This window comes from Paenalcaligenes sp. DL 309 (genome assembly GCF_057475285.1).
Genome location: NZ_JBYBKW010000002.1, coordinates 119911 through 133926, shown reverse-complemented (window position 1 = coordinate 133926; position 14016 = coordinate 119911). Strand labels below are relative to the sequence as shown.

10 protein-coding genes and 1 other RNA gene are annotated in these 14016 nt (G+C 46.0%); 10 read left to right on the top strand and 1 reads right to left on the bottom strand.

The genetic code is table 11. The features are described from left to right. Positions 1-19 precede the first annotated feature (19 nt). The 9 genes from AC2UZJ_RS03315 (at position 20) to AC2UZJ_RS03275 (ending at position 11794) form a co-directional block, all read left to right on the top strand. Positions 20-2686 (top strand): PD-(D/E)XK nuclease family protein, encoded by a 2667-nt coding sequence (locus AC2UZJ_RS03315; protein WP_486948701.1) that lies wholly within the window; start codon positions 20-22, stop codon positions 2684-2686. Next, entirely contained in the window at positions 2673-6008 is a 3336-nt protein-coding gene (locus AC2UZJ_RS03310) for a UvrD-helicase domain-containing protein (RefSeq protein ID WP_486948700.1), read from the top strand. The genes AC2UZJ_RS03315 and AC2UZJ_RS03310 overlap by 14 nt, the downstream gene beginning before the upstream one ends. A 30-nt stretch (positions 6009-6038) precedes the next feature. After that, positions 6039-6136, top strand: an RNA gene (gene ffs / locus AC2UZJ_RS03305) — signal recognition particle sRNA small type. A gap of 103 nt (positions 6137-6239) precedes the next feature. Beyond that, positions 6240-8084 carry a DNA polymerase III subunit gamma/tau gene (gene dnaX / locus AC2UZJ_RS03300; RefSeq protein WP_486948699.1) on the top strand — a complete coding sequence of 615 codons (1845 nt, stop codon included), beginning with the start codon at positions 6240-6242 and terminating at the stop codon, positions 8082-8084. A 43-nt stretch (positions 8085-8127) separates the two neighbouring features. Further along, positions 8128-8454: a YbaB/EbfC family nucleoid-associated protein gene (locus AC2UZJ_RS03295; protein ID WP_486948698.1), complete on the top strand. Its 327-nt coding sequence runs from the start codon at positions 8128-8130 to the stop codon at positions 8452-8454. Further along, complete coding sequence (gene recR, locus AC2UZJ_RS03290) at positions 8455-9066, top strand: recombination mediator RecR (protein WP_486948697.1); 612 nt, start codon at positions 8455-8457, stop codon at positions 9064-9066. Between the two features lie 82 nt (positions 9067-9148). Then, positions 9149-10195, top strand: a complete 1047-nt coding sequence (locus tag AC2UZJ_RS03285) for an ABC transporter substrate-binding protein (protein ID WP_486948696.1) — start codon at positions 9149-9151, stop codon at positions 10193-10195. Further along, on the top strand, positions 10188-10997 hold the full coding sequence (locus tag AC2UZJ_RS03280; RefSeq protein ID WP_486948695.1) for an ABC transporter ATP-binding protein: 810 nt from the start codon (positions 10188-10190) through the stop codon (positions 10995-10997). The genes AC2UZJ_RS03285 and AC2UZJ_RS03280 overlap by 8 nt, the downstream gene beginning before the upstream one ends. A 2-nt stretch (positions 10998-10999) precedes the next feature. Continuing rightward, positions 11000-11794 carry an ABC transporter permease gene (locus AC2UZJ_RS03275; protein ID WP_486948694.1) on the top strand — a complete coding sequence of 265 codons (795 nt, stop codon included), beginning with the start codon at positions 11000-11002 and terminating at the stop codon, positions 11792-11794. An 11-nt stretch (positions 11795-11805) separates the two neighbouring features. On the opposite strand, the gene tal is transcribed toward AC2UZJ_RS03275, so the two are convergent. After that, on the bottom strand, positions 11806-12771 hold the full coding sequence (gene tal, locus AC2UZJ_RS03270) for a transaldolase (protein ID WP_486948693.1): 966 nt from the start codon (positions 12769-12771) through the stop codon (positions 11806-11808). 79 nt (positions 12772-12850) lie between these two features. Between tal and carA the strand changes: the two genes are divergently transcribed. Continuing rightward, a complete protein-coding gene (carA, locus tag AC2UZJ_RS03265) occupies positions 12851-14014 on the top strand; it encodes a glutamine-hydrolyzing carbamoyl-phosphate synthase small subunit (RefSeq protein WP_486948692.1) in 1164 nt (387 codons plus the stop codon). Positions 14015-14016 lie beyond the last annotated feature (2 nt).

The following is a 14016-nucleotide window of genomic DNA, read 5'->3' as shown; positions in this document are numbered from 1 at the left end:
CTTTTATGGGTGTTTTCATATGTATGGTTCTATTTCGTTTACGCAGTTACAGGGTTTAGACAGCAATGATACCTTGGTGCTTACAGTAAATAATCGCTTTGCACGGCGTTTATTGTCTCAGTTACAGCGTGAGTTGTTAGCAGAAACTCAAGGGCAAAAAAAAGCCATAGCGGTACCGGATATTATGCCTTTATCTGCGTGGTTAAGACAGGCCAATGATGATCTTAGCTTTAACGCTCAAGCCGCCCCCGCTTCCTATTTGTTAGATGCTTTTAGTAGTTTGCATTTATGGGAACAAACGATTTATAACCAAGATTCAGAAGATACCTGGCTTATAGATGTACCTCAGGCAGCAAAAATGGCAGCTGAAGCCGATCAGCTGATTGATGAGTGGGAGCTAGAGGTACTCAACGCTGAGGATCATGAGGATTATTTTCGATTTCAAAAGTGGCGTCAAGCCTACAAAGCGCATTTGACTGCACACGATTTGGATGATCAAAACCAAGCCACACAACGTGTAGTGGAGGCCTTAGAGCAAAAGCAGTATAGCCCCCACTGGCGCTATATTGTGTTAGTGGGTTTTCATGATGTTTCTAGGCGTTTAAGGCGACTATTTCAGGCCTTAGAGCAGCAAGGGTTATGTGTATACACTTATGAGGAAGAAGTTCAAGCCGAGGTGCAGTGCAATCGTGTAGAAGCGCCTACGCCTGATGCTGAGTGGCGTATAGCAGCGCAATGGGCAGCGCAGCAATTGCACCAATATCCACAGGGGCGTTTTGCTATTGTGGCTTTAGATTTACAAAATCAAGCCGCCTATGCCCGTAGGGTGTTAGCGCATGAGTTGGCAGCGACCGATCCTAAAAAGAGTGGGTTTAGTTGGAATATAGCGGTAGGTAGACCTTTGAAAGAATGGCCTTTGGTGCATGCAGCCTTAGCTTGGTTGAACGCCTTAGCGGAATCAACGACGGCAGAAATTCGTAGTAGTACCATGGGAGCAGCCCTCTTAGCTGGACATTGCGTAGGGATGCAGTCGGAAAAAAACACGCGTGCCATGCTTGATGTGCGTTGGCGCCAAGAGCAGTTTCAGTTTCTTAGTCTGGATGCGGTGCAAGAGCAGTTGCATACCTGTGAGCTTTTGGGGCCGGCTTGGCAGCAAGCACAACAATACTTATTGCAACATAATAAAAAATACACACCGGCTCAGTGGGTACCGCATTTACGTCAGCTATTGCAAATACTAGGTTTCCCAGGCGAAGCCTCTTTAGATAGTCATGCCTATCAAACCATGCAAGCCTTTGATCAACGTTTGGGTCAATTTTCTCGTTTAGCACCGGTATTTGGAAAGTTATCGCTGCCACAAGTCGTGCGAATCTTCGGACGTTTTTTACATGAAACTTTGTTTCAACCGCAGCGTGATGCTTTAGCGCGATTGGATGTATTAGGGCTTTTAGAGGCGGAAGGCGGTCACTGGGATGCCATTTGGGTATTGGGCGTTACCGATGAGGTGCTACCGGCTGTGCCTAGCCCTAACCCTTTTATTCCTTATGCGGTATTACGTCAAGCCCAAGCTCCGCGTGCCACACCGGAACGTGAGTTACAGTGGGCACGTAATATGATTAAAGCGTTGCAAGAGACCGCTCCACGGATTACTTTTAGTCATGCTGTGCAAGATGACGGGCAGTTATTAAGACCTAGTCCTTTAATTGCGCAGATCACTGCTATCACCGCTGAAGATCCTTTAATGGCAGAGCTGACTCCAGAGACAAGAGTAGTTTTAGAAGTTTTGGAAGATAATCAAGGACCTGCAGTGGCGCCACAAGAGAAAATATTTGGTGGTACAGCCCTATTAGATAAGCAAGCACGTAACCCCCTATGGGCTTTTGTACAACATCGTTTGCATGCTACTGCTCTAGCCGCTTATAACGACAGTGGTGTTTTGCGTATGTGGCGCGGTATTTTTCTTCATGATGCGTTAGAGCAGTTTTGGAAAAAAATAAAACCAGCCACTAGTGCGCAGCTAAGACAGCATTGGCAGCAGGGAGCCGCACAAAAGTGGTTGCAAACCGCCTTAGAGCAAGCCGCGTTAACGCATTTATCGACCCTGTCTACAGTAATTCGGAGCTTAGAGATCGAACGGGGCTATCAGGTACTAAGTGCTTGGTTGGAAATAGACAGACAGCGTCCGGACTTTACTATTGAAGCCTTAGAGCAAAAGCATCAGTTAGCTAATTTTGCCACCAATATGCGTATAGACCGTATTGACCAGTTAGATAATGGTGAGTATGTATTAATTGATTATAAAACGGGCAAAATGAATAGGGATTATTTGGCGTGGCTAAGACCGCGCCCTATAGAACTGCAGTTACCCATTTACGCGGCCATTTTAGCTGAGCAAAGTAAAGAGGTAGCCGGTTTGGCTTTTGCTTTTATTCATTATCAATCGGGCTTGTGTGGTTATGGAAGTGAGGAAGTAGGCTTGACCGGCACAGAAGAGAAAAACATAGCACAAAAAATAGGCAGTTGGGAGCGATTGAAAACCCATTTGCAAACCCAAGTAAACGCCATGCGCGATGAGTTTTTAACGGGTTACGCCGCCAACTACTTAGTAGATGAAAATGATTTACGCTACTGCGATGTATTACCTTTTTTACGTTTAACTCAAGAGGCTATAGATGAGCGCGAATAAACCGAGTGATTATCAAGTCCGTGTTGATGCGGTGGATCCTAGACGTTCATTTTTAGTGCAGGCACCAGCAGGTTCCGGGAAAACGGAGTTACTTACTGATCGCATTTTAGCCTTGTTAGCATTAGTGCAACGACCTGAAGAAATCGTTGCCATTACTTTCACGCGTGCTGCAGCAGCTGAGATGCACGCTCGTGTTATTGAGAAATTACAATCGGCCTCGGGGGCTGAGCCTGAAGAAGCGTACCGAAAACAAAGTTGGTATTTGGCGCGTCAAGCTATGGCGAATAACGCTAAACAGGGCTGGGACCTTTTAACGCATCCCGCAAGGCTCAGTATTCGTACCATTGATTCTCTATGTTCGCATTTAGTGCGTGCTATGCCTTGGATGAGTGGTTTAGGTGGGGTGCCTAAGGTGTCTGAGCAGGCGAGTGCTTTGTATCTACAAGCCGCTCAAGCGACTATTGCAATGGCAGATACCCATGATTCCATTGCTTATTTAATCAAACATTTAGGCGTCAATATAGCGGGCTTAGAGCAGCTGCTGATTGATATGCTGGGTGTGCGCGATCAATGGTTACCCGTATTAAATGAAGCTGCAAGCATGACGGATAGTTTGCAAGTGTATTTGTATGACACTATTGCTGAATACTTGGAGCGTGTAGCAGCGCAGATGCCTTTAGGCTGGCAGGAATTGGCCTCTAGTGCTGTGTATGCAAACGAAAACTTATTAGCTAAAGGCAATACGAATCTGGAGGCATTGGCCTCTTGGTCTGCAGATGATCCGTTGGTGCCCATACCTGAAGATTTAGCACGATGGCAGGCATTAATCCCTTTTTTAACGACGGGGGGCGCTTTGCGTAAATCTGGAGGGATTAATGCCAGAGTAGGTTTACCGGCCGGTGGCAATAAGGCCTTGGGACAGCAAGTAAAAGACTGGTTAGAGCAAGAGGAAAACGCAGGAAGCCCTTGGTTAGAGCCGTTATTAGCTATACAGTATTTACCGGCTGAATACAGTGCAGCACAACTGGAGTTACTGCATCACTTAGCACAGGTGTTGTGGCTAACGGTAGCGCAGCTACGCGTTGCTTTTATGGAGACGGGCCAAGTTGATTTCATTGAAATTTCCCAACGTGCTTTAAGTGCATTAGGTGAAAAAGGGGATCCTTCTGAGCTTTTATTACGCTTAGATAGGAGTATTAGTCATTTATTAGTTGATGAGTTTCAGGATACCAGTTTAAATCAGTTGCGGTTACTAAAGCGTTTAACCTCGGGTTGGGAGTATGACGATGGCCGTACGGTTTTTTTAGTGGGTGACCCTATGCAGTCTATTTATCGCTTTAGAAAAGCGGAAGTGGGCTTGTTTTTAGAGGTGCAAGAGCAAGAAAGCTTGGGCGATGTGGCGCTCACGGCAGTGAAGTTAACGAATAACTTCCGCTCTTCGGCGAATGTGGTGCAATGGGTAAATCAGTTAGGGCAGCATTTATTTCCCACGCAATTAAATGTGGATTTAGGTGCGGTTAGTTATAACCCCTCCGATGCCTTTAATAAGGAACAACCTTACGCAGGCGTTATTACGCATCCCTTTGTTTATAAAAAAGAAGATGCGGAAATCATGGATGCCAAACAAGCCCGTGTAATAGCCGAGCAGCGCGTAGTGGCACTATGTACAGCCGCCTTAGAGCAATATCCAGATAGTAGTAAACCAGTCGTTGTATTAGTGAAGGCACGTACGCACTTAGGTGAGGTAATGCGGGCGCTAAATAACGCAGGCATACCCACCAAAGCCGTAGATATTGATAGTTTGAGTGCAAGGCCTGTGGTGCAAGACATTGTGCAGTTGGTGCGAGCACTCAGTCACCCCGGGGACCGTTTAGCGTGGCTGTCTTTATTGCGCTCTCCTATTTGTGGTTTGCGTTTGCATAGCCTTCATAGCTTATGTGGTTATGATCGTCATAGCACCATTCCTGCGTTAATTCGTGCTCTGCAAGAAAGCCCGGAGCAGCAGGCCTTATTGCTAGAAGGTGAGTGGCAGCGTTTGGAGCACGTAGCTGCTGTACTTTTAGATGAATCATATCGTAGTGGTACCTTGCCTTTTGCTGCTATGGCAGAGCATTGCTGGTTGCGTTTAGGAGGCGAGCACGCCTACCCTTCGGTAAGTGATAGGGTGGATGCGGAAAATGTGTTTAGGCTTTTAGAGCAAATTGCGCCTTATGGCGATTTGGATTTGGATTTATTCGAAGAGCAAATTGCGCGGCTTTTTGCTACGGCTCAAAATGCCGAGCGTGCCGTGGAGGTGATGACTATTCATAAAGCCAAAGGCCTAGAGTTTGAGTCCGTGATTTTATACGATTTAAACCGTAGACCACGCCCTGACAGTGAGCCGCTTTTACGCTTTGAGCAAAGCAGCCAAGGGCGTTTATATGTGGGTATGGTGCAAGCCAGTGATGCCGAAGAAAAAGATTCCATGAGCCAGTTTATTAAAGAGCGAGAAAATCAACGTACGTATTATGAGCTACAACGTCTGGTGTACGTCGCAGTAACCCGGGCGCGAGCTCAACTGCATTTAGTTGCTTTGGCTGAACTTAATAAAGACAATGAAATTAAAATAGAGAAAGGATCGCTCTTAGATTTACTCTGGCCTGCCGTAGAAGCGGATTTTCACGCAGCCACGCCCTTAGCGCAAAAAGAAATACCCCTAAATCAAAATCAATCTGCTCACACGTTTCTACACCGCTTCGCTTCTTTAGAGACTTTGCCCGCTGTACGGGCGCGCGCCAAGCCTGCGGGAGTTAATCATTGGCAATGGGATGAAGAGCCGTTTAAAGAAGCCGCTGTTGGTACTGTTGCCCATGCGTGGCTGGAACGTATAGGGCGTGATGGGAGAGAACAATGGCAAACTGAGCGCATTGTACAAAGTGCCACTGTAATTAAACGTCAATTATTACGCGCAGGCGTCACTCAAGCCGAAGTCTCAGAAGCATTAACAGAAGTACAAGACACCTTAATACGCACATTGAATAGTGAACGGGGGCAATGGTTGTTAGATGTAGCTAAAGCCTATAGAGAGTGGACTTTGCTTGATGCGGAAGGGCGGGTTTCTATTATTGACTTAGCTATCTCTCAAGAAGATCAGTGGTTGATTGTGGATTACAAAACAGCTAAGCCAAACTCAGGGCAGTCAAATGAAGCGTTTTTAACTGTGATGCGTAATCGTTATGCCGCGCAGTTGCGTCGTTATTGTGAGCAAGTGACGGCCTTTGATGGGCGTAAGGCGGTGGCTGCACTTTATTTTCCCCGGGCTGATTTGTGGTGTGAGCTTTAATTTTTTGAGATTGGTGCTATACTAGTTATTGGTGAGCCCCTTCGCATGGTTCAACAGCTCAACTGGTCAGGTCGGGAACGAAGCAGCCAAGGTTGTATCGATCCAGTGCCGAAGTCAGGCTCACCTCCTTCTTTTACGGCTTATCTGCCTATCAATCTCCCCCATTTGCTCTAAATTCGGTACACTTTGCCTAGCCTTAGTGCTTTTTTCTATTTACCGTTCTCCCCCTACATGACATATCAAGTATTGGCTCGTAAATGGCGCCCACGTTCTTTTGATACCCTTATTGGTCAAGAGCATGTTGTGCGTGCTCTCACTCACGCTTTGGACTCACAGCGATTACATCATGCCTGGCTATTTACAGGCACGCGTGGTGTAGGTAAAACCACTTTAGCCCGTCTTTTGGCTAAGGCGCTAAATTGTGAGCAAGGGGTAAGCGCTGCACCGTGTGGTAGCTGTCGCTCCTGTGTGGAGATTGATCAAGGGCGCTTTGTCGATTATGTTGAGCTAGATGCCGCCTCAAACCGTGGTGTAGATGAAATGACACAGCTGCTAGAGCAGGCCGTTTATGCGCCTAGTGCCGCCCGTTATAAAGTCTATATGATTGATGAGGTGCATATGCTTACTGGGCATGCATTTAATGCCATGCTCAAAACGTTGGAAGAGCCACCGGCTCATGTTAAGTTTATTTTAGCCACCACCGACCCGCAAAAAATCCCGCCTACGGTATTGTCACGTTGTTTGCAGTTTAATTTAAAGCAAATGACAGTGCCTGCCATCGAAGAGCATTTACAGAATGTGTTAAACCAAGAGCAAATTGGCGCGGAAGGACCCGCCTTGCGCTTATTGGCCCAAGCCGCCGCAGGATCGATGCGAGATGCTTTGTCGCTGACGGATCAAGCCATTGCTTATAGTGCCGGCATGGTGAGTACTGAAGCAGTGCAAGGCATGTTAGGCACCATAGATCAAGCACATCTTATTGATGTGCTAACGGCTTTGGTGGAAGGTAATGGCGCGCAACTCGTGACCATTGCTGACGATATAGCATTGCGTGGTTTGTCGTTTAGTGGGGCTTTGGCTGATCTTGCCGTGCTGTTATCACGTATTGCTATTGAGCAGCGCGTGCCAGGCGCTTTACCGGCTGATGAGCCTAATTTTGCTGCTATTCAAACACTGGCCCAGCAGTTATCACCTGATCATGTGCAGTTATTCTACTCCGTAGTTGTGCATAGCCGCGATGAGTTGGCGTTAGCGCCGGATGAGTACGCGGGGTTTATTATGGCTTGCCTACGTATGTATGCTTTAACGCCGGCAGGCAGTTTGCCTGTGTCTGATCCCGTAGATCCTACGGCTCCAGTTAAAATAACTGCTGAACCTGAACCTGAACCTGAACCTGAACCTGAACCTGAACCTGAACCTGAAGGGGCGCGTGTAGGGATTCAGCCCCCTATGGTTGAGCGAGGTGGTCAGCAGATGCAACCCTTACCCTCAGCTCCTGTTTCTGCTGATGATATTCCGCCGTGGGAGCTTGATGATCCGGGGCCAGAGCCGGATTTTATACCGGGGGAGGTTGATGAGAAAGCAGTTGATGATGCCAATACTCCCCCTGTTATTATTCCTATGGAAGAGGCCATTCAGCAGGCGGTAGAAGCCTTAGAGCTGCCTGAGCCTGCCAGTGCTGCAATACCCGCGCCACAAAGTATAAATAGTACTCAATGGGCTGAATTAGCACCTATGTTGCCTTTATCCGGTTGGGCGGCTGAGTTAGCGCAGCAAGCAGAGTGGATATCTTGTGATGGTAATGAAGTGGTGTTGCGCGTAGAGATACGTTCAGCTGATGATAGCCAAGCCAAAGCGCGTATTAATACGGTCTTAAATGAGTACTTCGGTCAGGTGTTACATTTACAGATTGAATACGGTAGCACTAGTGACGAGACGGCTTTTGCGATGGCACAAGCCGAGTTAGCAGAGCGTCAAGCACAGGCTGAAACCGACGCACAACAAAATCCGTTTATACTAGCACTCATACAGCAATTTGATGCACAAATTGTGCCTGACTCTATACAGGCAAAATAAACCCATTGCTATACTTTTTTAAATATATAAAGGACAAATCACTATGATGAAAGGTCAAATCGCTGGCTTGATGCGTCAAGCTCAGCAAATGCAAGAAGACATGAAAAAAGCCCAAGAAGAGCTCGCTAATATTGAAGTGGAAGGGGCTTCAGGTGGTGGTCTAGTGAAAGTCACTATGACTTGCCGTAACGATGTGCGTCGTATACACATTGATCCTTCTTTGTTGGCAGACGACAAAGACATGCTTGAAGACTTAGTGGCAGCGGCTTTTAATGATGCTTTACGTAAAGCAGAAAGCACCTCACAAGAAAAAATGTCAGGCGTAACCTCAGGCTTGCCCTTGCCCCCAGGTATGTCATTACCCTTTTAAATGACAAACCCTGTTTTACCTGAGCCAGCGCCGCTGCGCGATTTAATCGATGCGTTTAAACGCCTGCCTGGTGTAGGTGAGCGCACTGCGCGGCGCATGGCTTATCATTTATTGCAGCACGATGTAATAGGTGCGCAAGATTTAAGTCATGCCTTAGATCATGCGGCAAAAAGTCTAGTACATTGTAGACGCTGCAATAGTTTTACCGAGACAGAAGTTTGCAGTACTTGTACTAATCCGCAGCGGGATGCCGGATTGCTATGTATTGTTGAGACACCGGCTGATCAAAATATGGTGGAAGCCAGTCATAGCTACAACGGGCTGTATTATGTGTTGATGGGACGCTTAGCACCCTTAGAGGGAGCAGGGCCTAATGCGTTACAGTTTCAGCGTATTGCTAATCGAGCTTCAGAAGCGGAGGTTCGAGAGGTTATATTAGCCACTAATTATACCGCTGAAGGTGAAACCACCGCCCATCATTTAGCTGAGTTTTTACGCACTCAAGACGTAAAACTGACACGTCTAGCACGTGGCGTGCCGGCTGGCAGTGAGCTGGAATATGTAGATGCGAGCACTATTGCTTGGGCCTTGATGGAACGCAGACAAACATAGATGCAGTCAATGCAATTACTCTATTATAAAAGTAACTGTTTATTACTAAAAAATTACCAAAGTGAGTTTTAGGAGAGCAAAGATGTCTTTTACACGTCGCGATGTATTAAAAATAGCCGCTATTTTAGGCGGTTTTAGTTTAACTCCTGGGTTTTTATGGGCGCAAAGCCTAGACCTAGAGAAAAAAAAAGTGAAGATTGCTGTAGGTGGGCAGGCACTGATTTATTACTTACCGCTAACTATTGCTAATATTAATGGCTACTTCAAAGATGAAGGCCTAGACGTTGAGGTTATTGACTTTGCGGGTGGATCACGAGCCCTACAGGCTGTGGTGGGTGGTAGCGCTGATGTGGTGTCTGGGGCTTTTGAGCACACCATTAATCTACAGTCTAAAGGGCAAGATTACCGTGCCATCGTGCAACAAGGTCGTGCTCCTATGATTGTATTAGCTGTTTCCAAAGAAACCATGCCTGACTACAAAAGTCCTGCGGATTTAAAAGGTAAGAAGATAGGTGTTACTGCGCCGGGTTCCTCCACTAATATGATGGTTAATTTTTTCTTAGAAAAAAATGGTTTAAAGCCTTCAGACGTGTCGTTTATTGGTGTGGGCGGTGGTGCCGGAGCAGTAACGGCGTTGCGCACAGGGCAAATTGATGCTTTAGCGGGTTTAGACCCCGTTATTGGCACATTGATGCAAGAGGACGAGATTCAGATTATTGCCGATACCCGTACCTTAGCAGACACAAAAGCTATTTTTGATGGCAATATGCCTTCAGGTTCGTTGTATGTATCCCAAGCCTTTATAGATAAAAATCCCAACACCACTCAAGCCTTAGTAAATGCCATGGTAAGAGCCAATAAATGGATTCAATCTACGGCCCCTGAAGAAATTGCCAAAACTGTTCCCGAGTCTTATTTACTGAATGATCCAGCGCTTTATATTCAAGGAATTAAAGACAACCTAGAAGCCTTATCGCCAGATGGTAGAGTGGCTGAAGATGGGCCCCAAACGGCATTAGATGCTATGGCTGCCTTTGCTGATAACTTTGACAAAGACAGCATTGACGTAAATAAAATCTGGACTAATGATTTCGTAAACGTAGCCAATGAGAAGTATCCCGATGCCTAAAAACGCAGCCCTTCATTTAAATAATATTAGCTGCGTATTCCCTGCCCGTGATGGGCAGGGGGAGTACGTAGCTGTTAAAGATGCAAGTCTAAGTATTGCGCCTGGTGAATTCGTCTCTGTGGTTGGGCCTACAGGGTGCGGTAAATCTACTTTACTTAATGTGGGGGCGGGATTATTAGCTCCTACCATGGGCTCAGTCACGGTTTTTGGTCAAGAGCTCAAAGGTATAAATCAGCGGGCGGGGTATATGTTTCAGGGTGAAGCTTTATTGCCTTGGCGTACTGCTTTAGCCAATGTTACAGCTGGTTTAGAATTTGCTGGTATACATAAAAAAGAAGCTGATGAGCGCGCTAAAGAGTGGTTGAAACGCGTGGGCTTAGGTGGTTTTGAAGACCGTTATCCCCATCAAATGTCTGGCGGTATGCGTAAGCGCGTCATGCTGGCTCAAATGCTTATCCGTGATCCAGATCTTATACTTATGGACGAGCCTTTTTCTGCCTTGGATATTCAAACACGCCAACTAATGGAAAATGAGGTGCTTGAAATCTGGATGGCAAGCCGTAAAGCCGTGCTATTTATTACCCATGACTTAGACGAAGCTATTGCCATGAGTGATCGCGTAGTGGTGTTGTCCGCTGGGCCGGCTACACGCCCTATAGGCGAGTTTGAAATAGATATAGAGCGTCCTCGTGATGTAGCAGAGGTGCGTAACAACCCTCGATTTATTGAATTGCATGCCGCCATTTGGGATGTGCTGCGAGAGGAAGTATTAAAGGGCTATGCCCAGCAAAAACGGGCTTAATTATGAAAAAGTTAACGAATATGTCAAAGCTTACCTTACGGTTTTGGCAGCTTTTATTATTATTTATTATTTTGGCCCTTTGGTATTACGTTTCGCTAGACCGAAATGTGGCCTTTTTCTTTGGTCAACCTACACAAGTAGCTAAGGTGATTTGGAATTGGTTTGTGGTCAATGGCAATATTTACCATCACCTAGGCATTACCCTGACTGAAACCTTATTGGCTTTTGTAATAGGGACCGTAGCGGGTTTGGTGTTTGGGCTATGGTTGGGGTTATCCAAAGGTGTAAGTGCTTTATTGGATCCTTATATTACCGCAGCTAATTCTATGCCTAGAGTGATTCTAGCGCCTATATTTGGCATGTGGTTTGGTCTAGGGATTTGGTCTAAAGTGGCGCTGGCCGTTACTCTTGTGTTTTTCATTGTTTTTTTTAACGTATACCAAGGTGTACGTGAGGTCAGTAAAACCTTATTGGATAATGCCCGTATGCTAGGCGCTAACCGTAAACAGCTTTTACGTCATGTTTATATCCCTTCTGCTACTAGCTGGGTTTTTTCCAGTTTACATACATCGGTGGGTTTAGCTTTTGTAGGGGCTGTGGTAGGAGAATATTTGGGTTCTGCCAGTGGAGTAGGGTATTTGATCTTGCAAGCTGAAGGTACCCTAGATGTGAATACTGTGTATGCAGGGATTATTGTGCTTACAGTATTTGCTCTCATATTAGATGGCTGTGTAAGCCTAGTAGAAAAACGGCTCTTAGCGTGGCGCCCCCCTCAAGGTGACGCCGGCCAAGTGTAGTTATACGCTTTCTAAGCGTGTTGTTGCTTGGTTTCAGCAATTAGCTGGTCTAAAGCAACGGCATCACGCACAAATAAGCGGATGCCTTCGGCTAGTTTTTCAGTGGCCATGGCATCTGCATTTAACCCCATCCTAAAGGCCACTTCGTTACTGGCTTGCCATTCAGGTGCCTGAGCTTTAGCTGCTGCAGGATCTAATTGTTTTTCTACCGTCCCTTCTTGAGCCTGGAGCTCATTAAGTAAGGCTGGGCTAATGGTTAATAAATCACAGCCCGCTAAGGCCAAAATTTGGCCACTGTTTCTAAAGCTAGCACCCATGATTTCAGTTTGCAGATCATAAGTTTTAAAATAGTTGTAAATCTGACGTACAGACTGTACACCGGGATCATTAGCACCTAAATGAGCTGACTCGTCCCAATTTGCTCCTGCTTCTTTTTTATACCAATCATAGATACGCCCTACAAAAGGTGAAATTAATGTGGCCTTTGCCTTCGCACAGGCAATGGCTTGAGGTAAGCAAAAGAGTAAAGTGAGATTACAATGAATGCCTTCGCTTTGTAATTGCTTAGCGGCTTGTATGCCTTCCCAAGTCGATGCCAGTTTAATGAGTACGCGCTCACGCTCTATGCCCGCCTTTTCATACAGGTCAATAATGTGACGAGCGCGTTCTATGCTGGCTTGTATGTCAAAAGAGAGACGGGCATCGACTTCTGTGGATACCCGACCAGGCACAATAGTTAAAATGGCTTTACCAAAAGCCACTAACAAGGCATCACTGAGCTCAGCCGCATTGACCTTCGGGTATTGCTTGACGGTTTCTATTAGTAAGTGTTGGTATTCAGGCTGTTGTACAGCGTTTAAAATCAAAGAGGGATTAGTAGTGGCATCCGTAGGCTTAAAGGCGCGCATAGCCTCAAAGTCTCCGGTATCTGCCACTACGGTTGTGTGTTCACGTAAAGATTCAAGCAAAGTAGTCATAATTTAATGCTGCCAAAAAAAAGCAAATTCAAGGTACAATCAATAAATTTTATTTGTAATTCAAAACTGGGGTTTCAACGTGCTGCCGTCTTTATTTCCTGACGAGTCTACTGCTAGATCAAGAGCAATCCTAGCCCTTGCCGATGGAACTGTATTTACAGGATACTCCATAGGTGCCGAGGGTTATACGGTAGCTGAGCTTGTATTTAATACAGCCATGACCGGCTATCAAGAGATTCTCACTGATCCTAGCTACAAAGATCAAATCGTTACACTAACCTATCCACACATTGGTAACACTGGGGTAAATCCCGAAGATGCCGAATCATCACATGTGCAAGCTGCAGGTTTAGTCATCCGAGATTGCGCCTTACGCGTCTCTAACTTTCGTTCTACTCAATCGCTGCCCGATTACTTAACCCAGCAAGGAATAGTTGCTATTGCGGGTATAGATACACGTAAACTTACTCATATTCTACGAGAAAAAGGCGCTCAAAGCGCATGTATTCTTGTGGGTGCTGATACAGAGCGCGCTATTGAGTTAGCTCGTTCTTTTGCTGGTTTAGAAGGTAAAGATCTGGCAAAAGAAGTGAGCACTGAAAAAAGTTATAACTGGACCCAGGGTTCTTGGCAGCTTGGTGAGGGTTTTAATCAGCCTGAGATAAGCGCTGAGGCTCCTCACATAGTGGTATATGATTTCGGTGTTAAGCGCAATATGTTACGTTTATTGGCTGACCGTGGTTGTAAAGTCACAGTTGTGCCGGCACAAAGCTCCGCAGCAGATGTTTTGGCCTTAGCACCTGATGGCGTGTTTTTATCCAATGGTCCCGGCGATCCAGCTGCTTGTGATTATGCTATAGAGGCCGTTAAAAAATTAATAGATAAAAAAATTCCTTTATTTGGTATATGTCTAGGTCATCAGTTATTAGGTTTAGCCGCCGGTGCACAAAGTGTAAAAATGAAAACCGGTCATCATGGTGCAAATCACCCTGTTAAACAGGTAGATGATGGGCGTGTTTTTATCACCAGTCAAAATCATGGTTTTGCTATTGATGCCGCCACCTTACCTGAAAACGTACGTGTGACTCATACCTCACTTTTTGATGGCAGCCTACAAGGTTTAGCCTTTACTGAGGGGCCTGCATTTGGATTTCAGGGCCACCCAGAGGCCACCCCTGGGCCACGTGATATGACCATACTTTTTGACCAATTCATTAGCCTAGTGGCTACCAATCAGGCTTAACA

What these genes read in the sequence shown, in the direction of transcription:
- tal (WP_486948693.1), bottom strand. Translation starts at nt 12,771, where the DNA reads ATGACTACTTTGCTTGAATCTTTACGTGAACACACAACCGTAGTGGCA.
- AC2UZJ_RS03275 (WP_486948694.1), top strand. Translation starts at nt 11,000, where the DNA reads ATGAAAAAGTTAACGAATATGTCAAAGCTTACCTTACGGTTTTGGCAG.
- AC2UZJ_RS03295 (WP_486948698.1), top strand. Translation starts at nt 8,128, where the DNA reads ATGATGAAAGGTCAAATCGCTGGCTTGATGCGTCAAGCTCAGCAAATG.
- AC2UZJ_RS03315 (WP_486948701.1), top strand. Translation starts at nt 20, where the DNA reads ATGTATGGTTCTATTTCGTTTACGCAGTTACAGGGTTTAGACAGCAAT.
- AC2UZJ_RS03310 (WP_486948700.1), top strand. Translation starts at nt 2,673, where the DNA reads ATGAGCGCGAATAAACCGAGTGATTATCAAGTCCGTGTTGATGCGGTG.
- AC2UZJ_RS03280 (WP_486948695.1), top strand. Translation starts at nt 10,188, where the DNA reads ATGCCTAAAAACGCAGCCCTTCATTTAAATAATATTAGCTGCGTATTC.
- recR (WP_486948697.1), top strand. Translation starts at nt 8,455, where the DNA reads ATGACAAACCCTGTTTTACCTGAGCCAGCGCCGCTGCGCGATTTAATC.
- AC2UZJ_RS03285 (WP_486948696.1), top strand. Translation starts at nt 9,149, where the DNA reads ATGTCTTTTACACGTCGCGATGTATTAAAAATAGCCGCTATTTTAGGC.
- dnaX (WP_486948699.1), top strand. Translation starts at nt 6,240, where the DNA reads ATGACATATCAAGTATTGGCTCGTAAATGGCGCCCACGTTCTTTTGAT.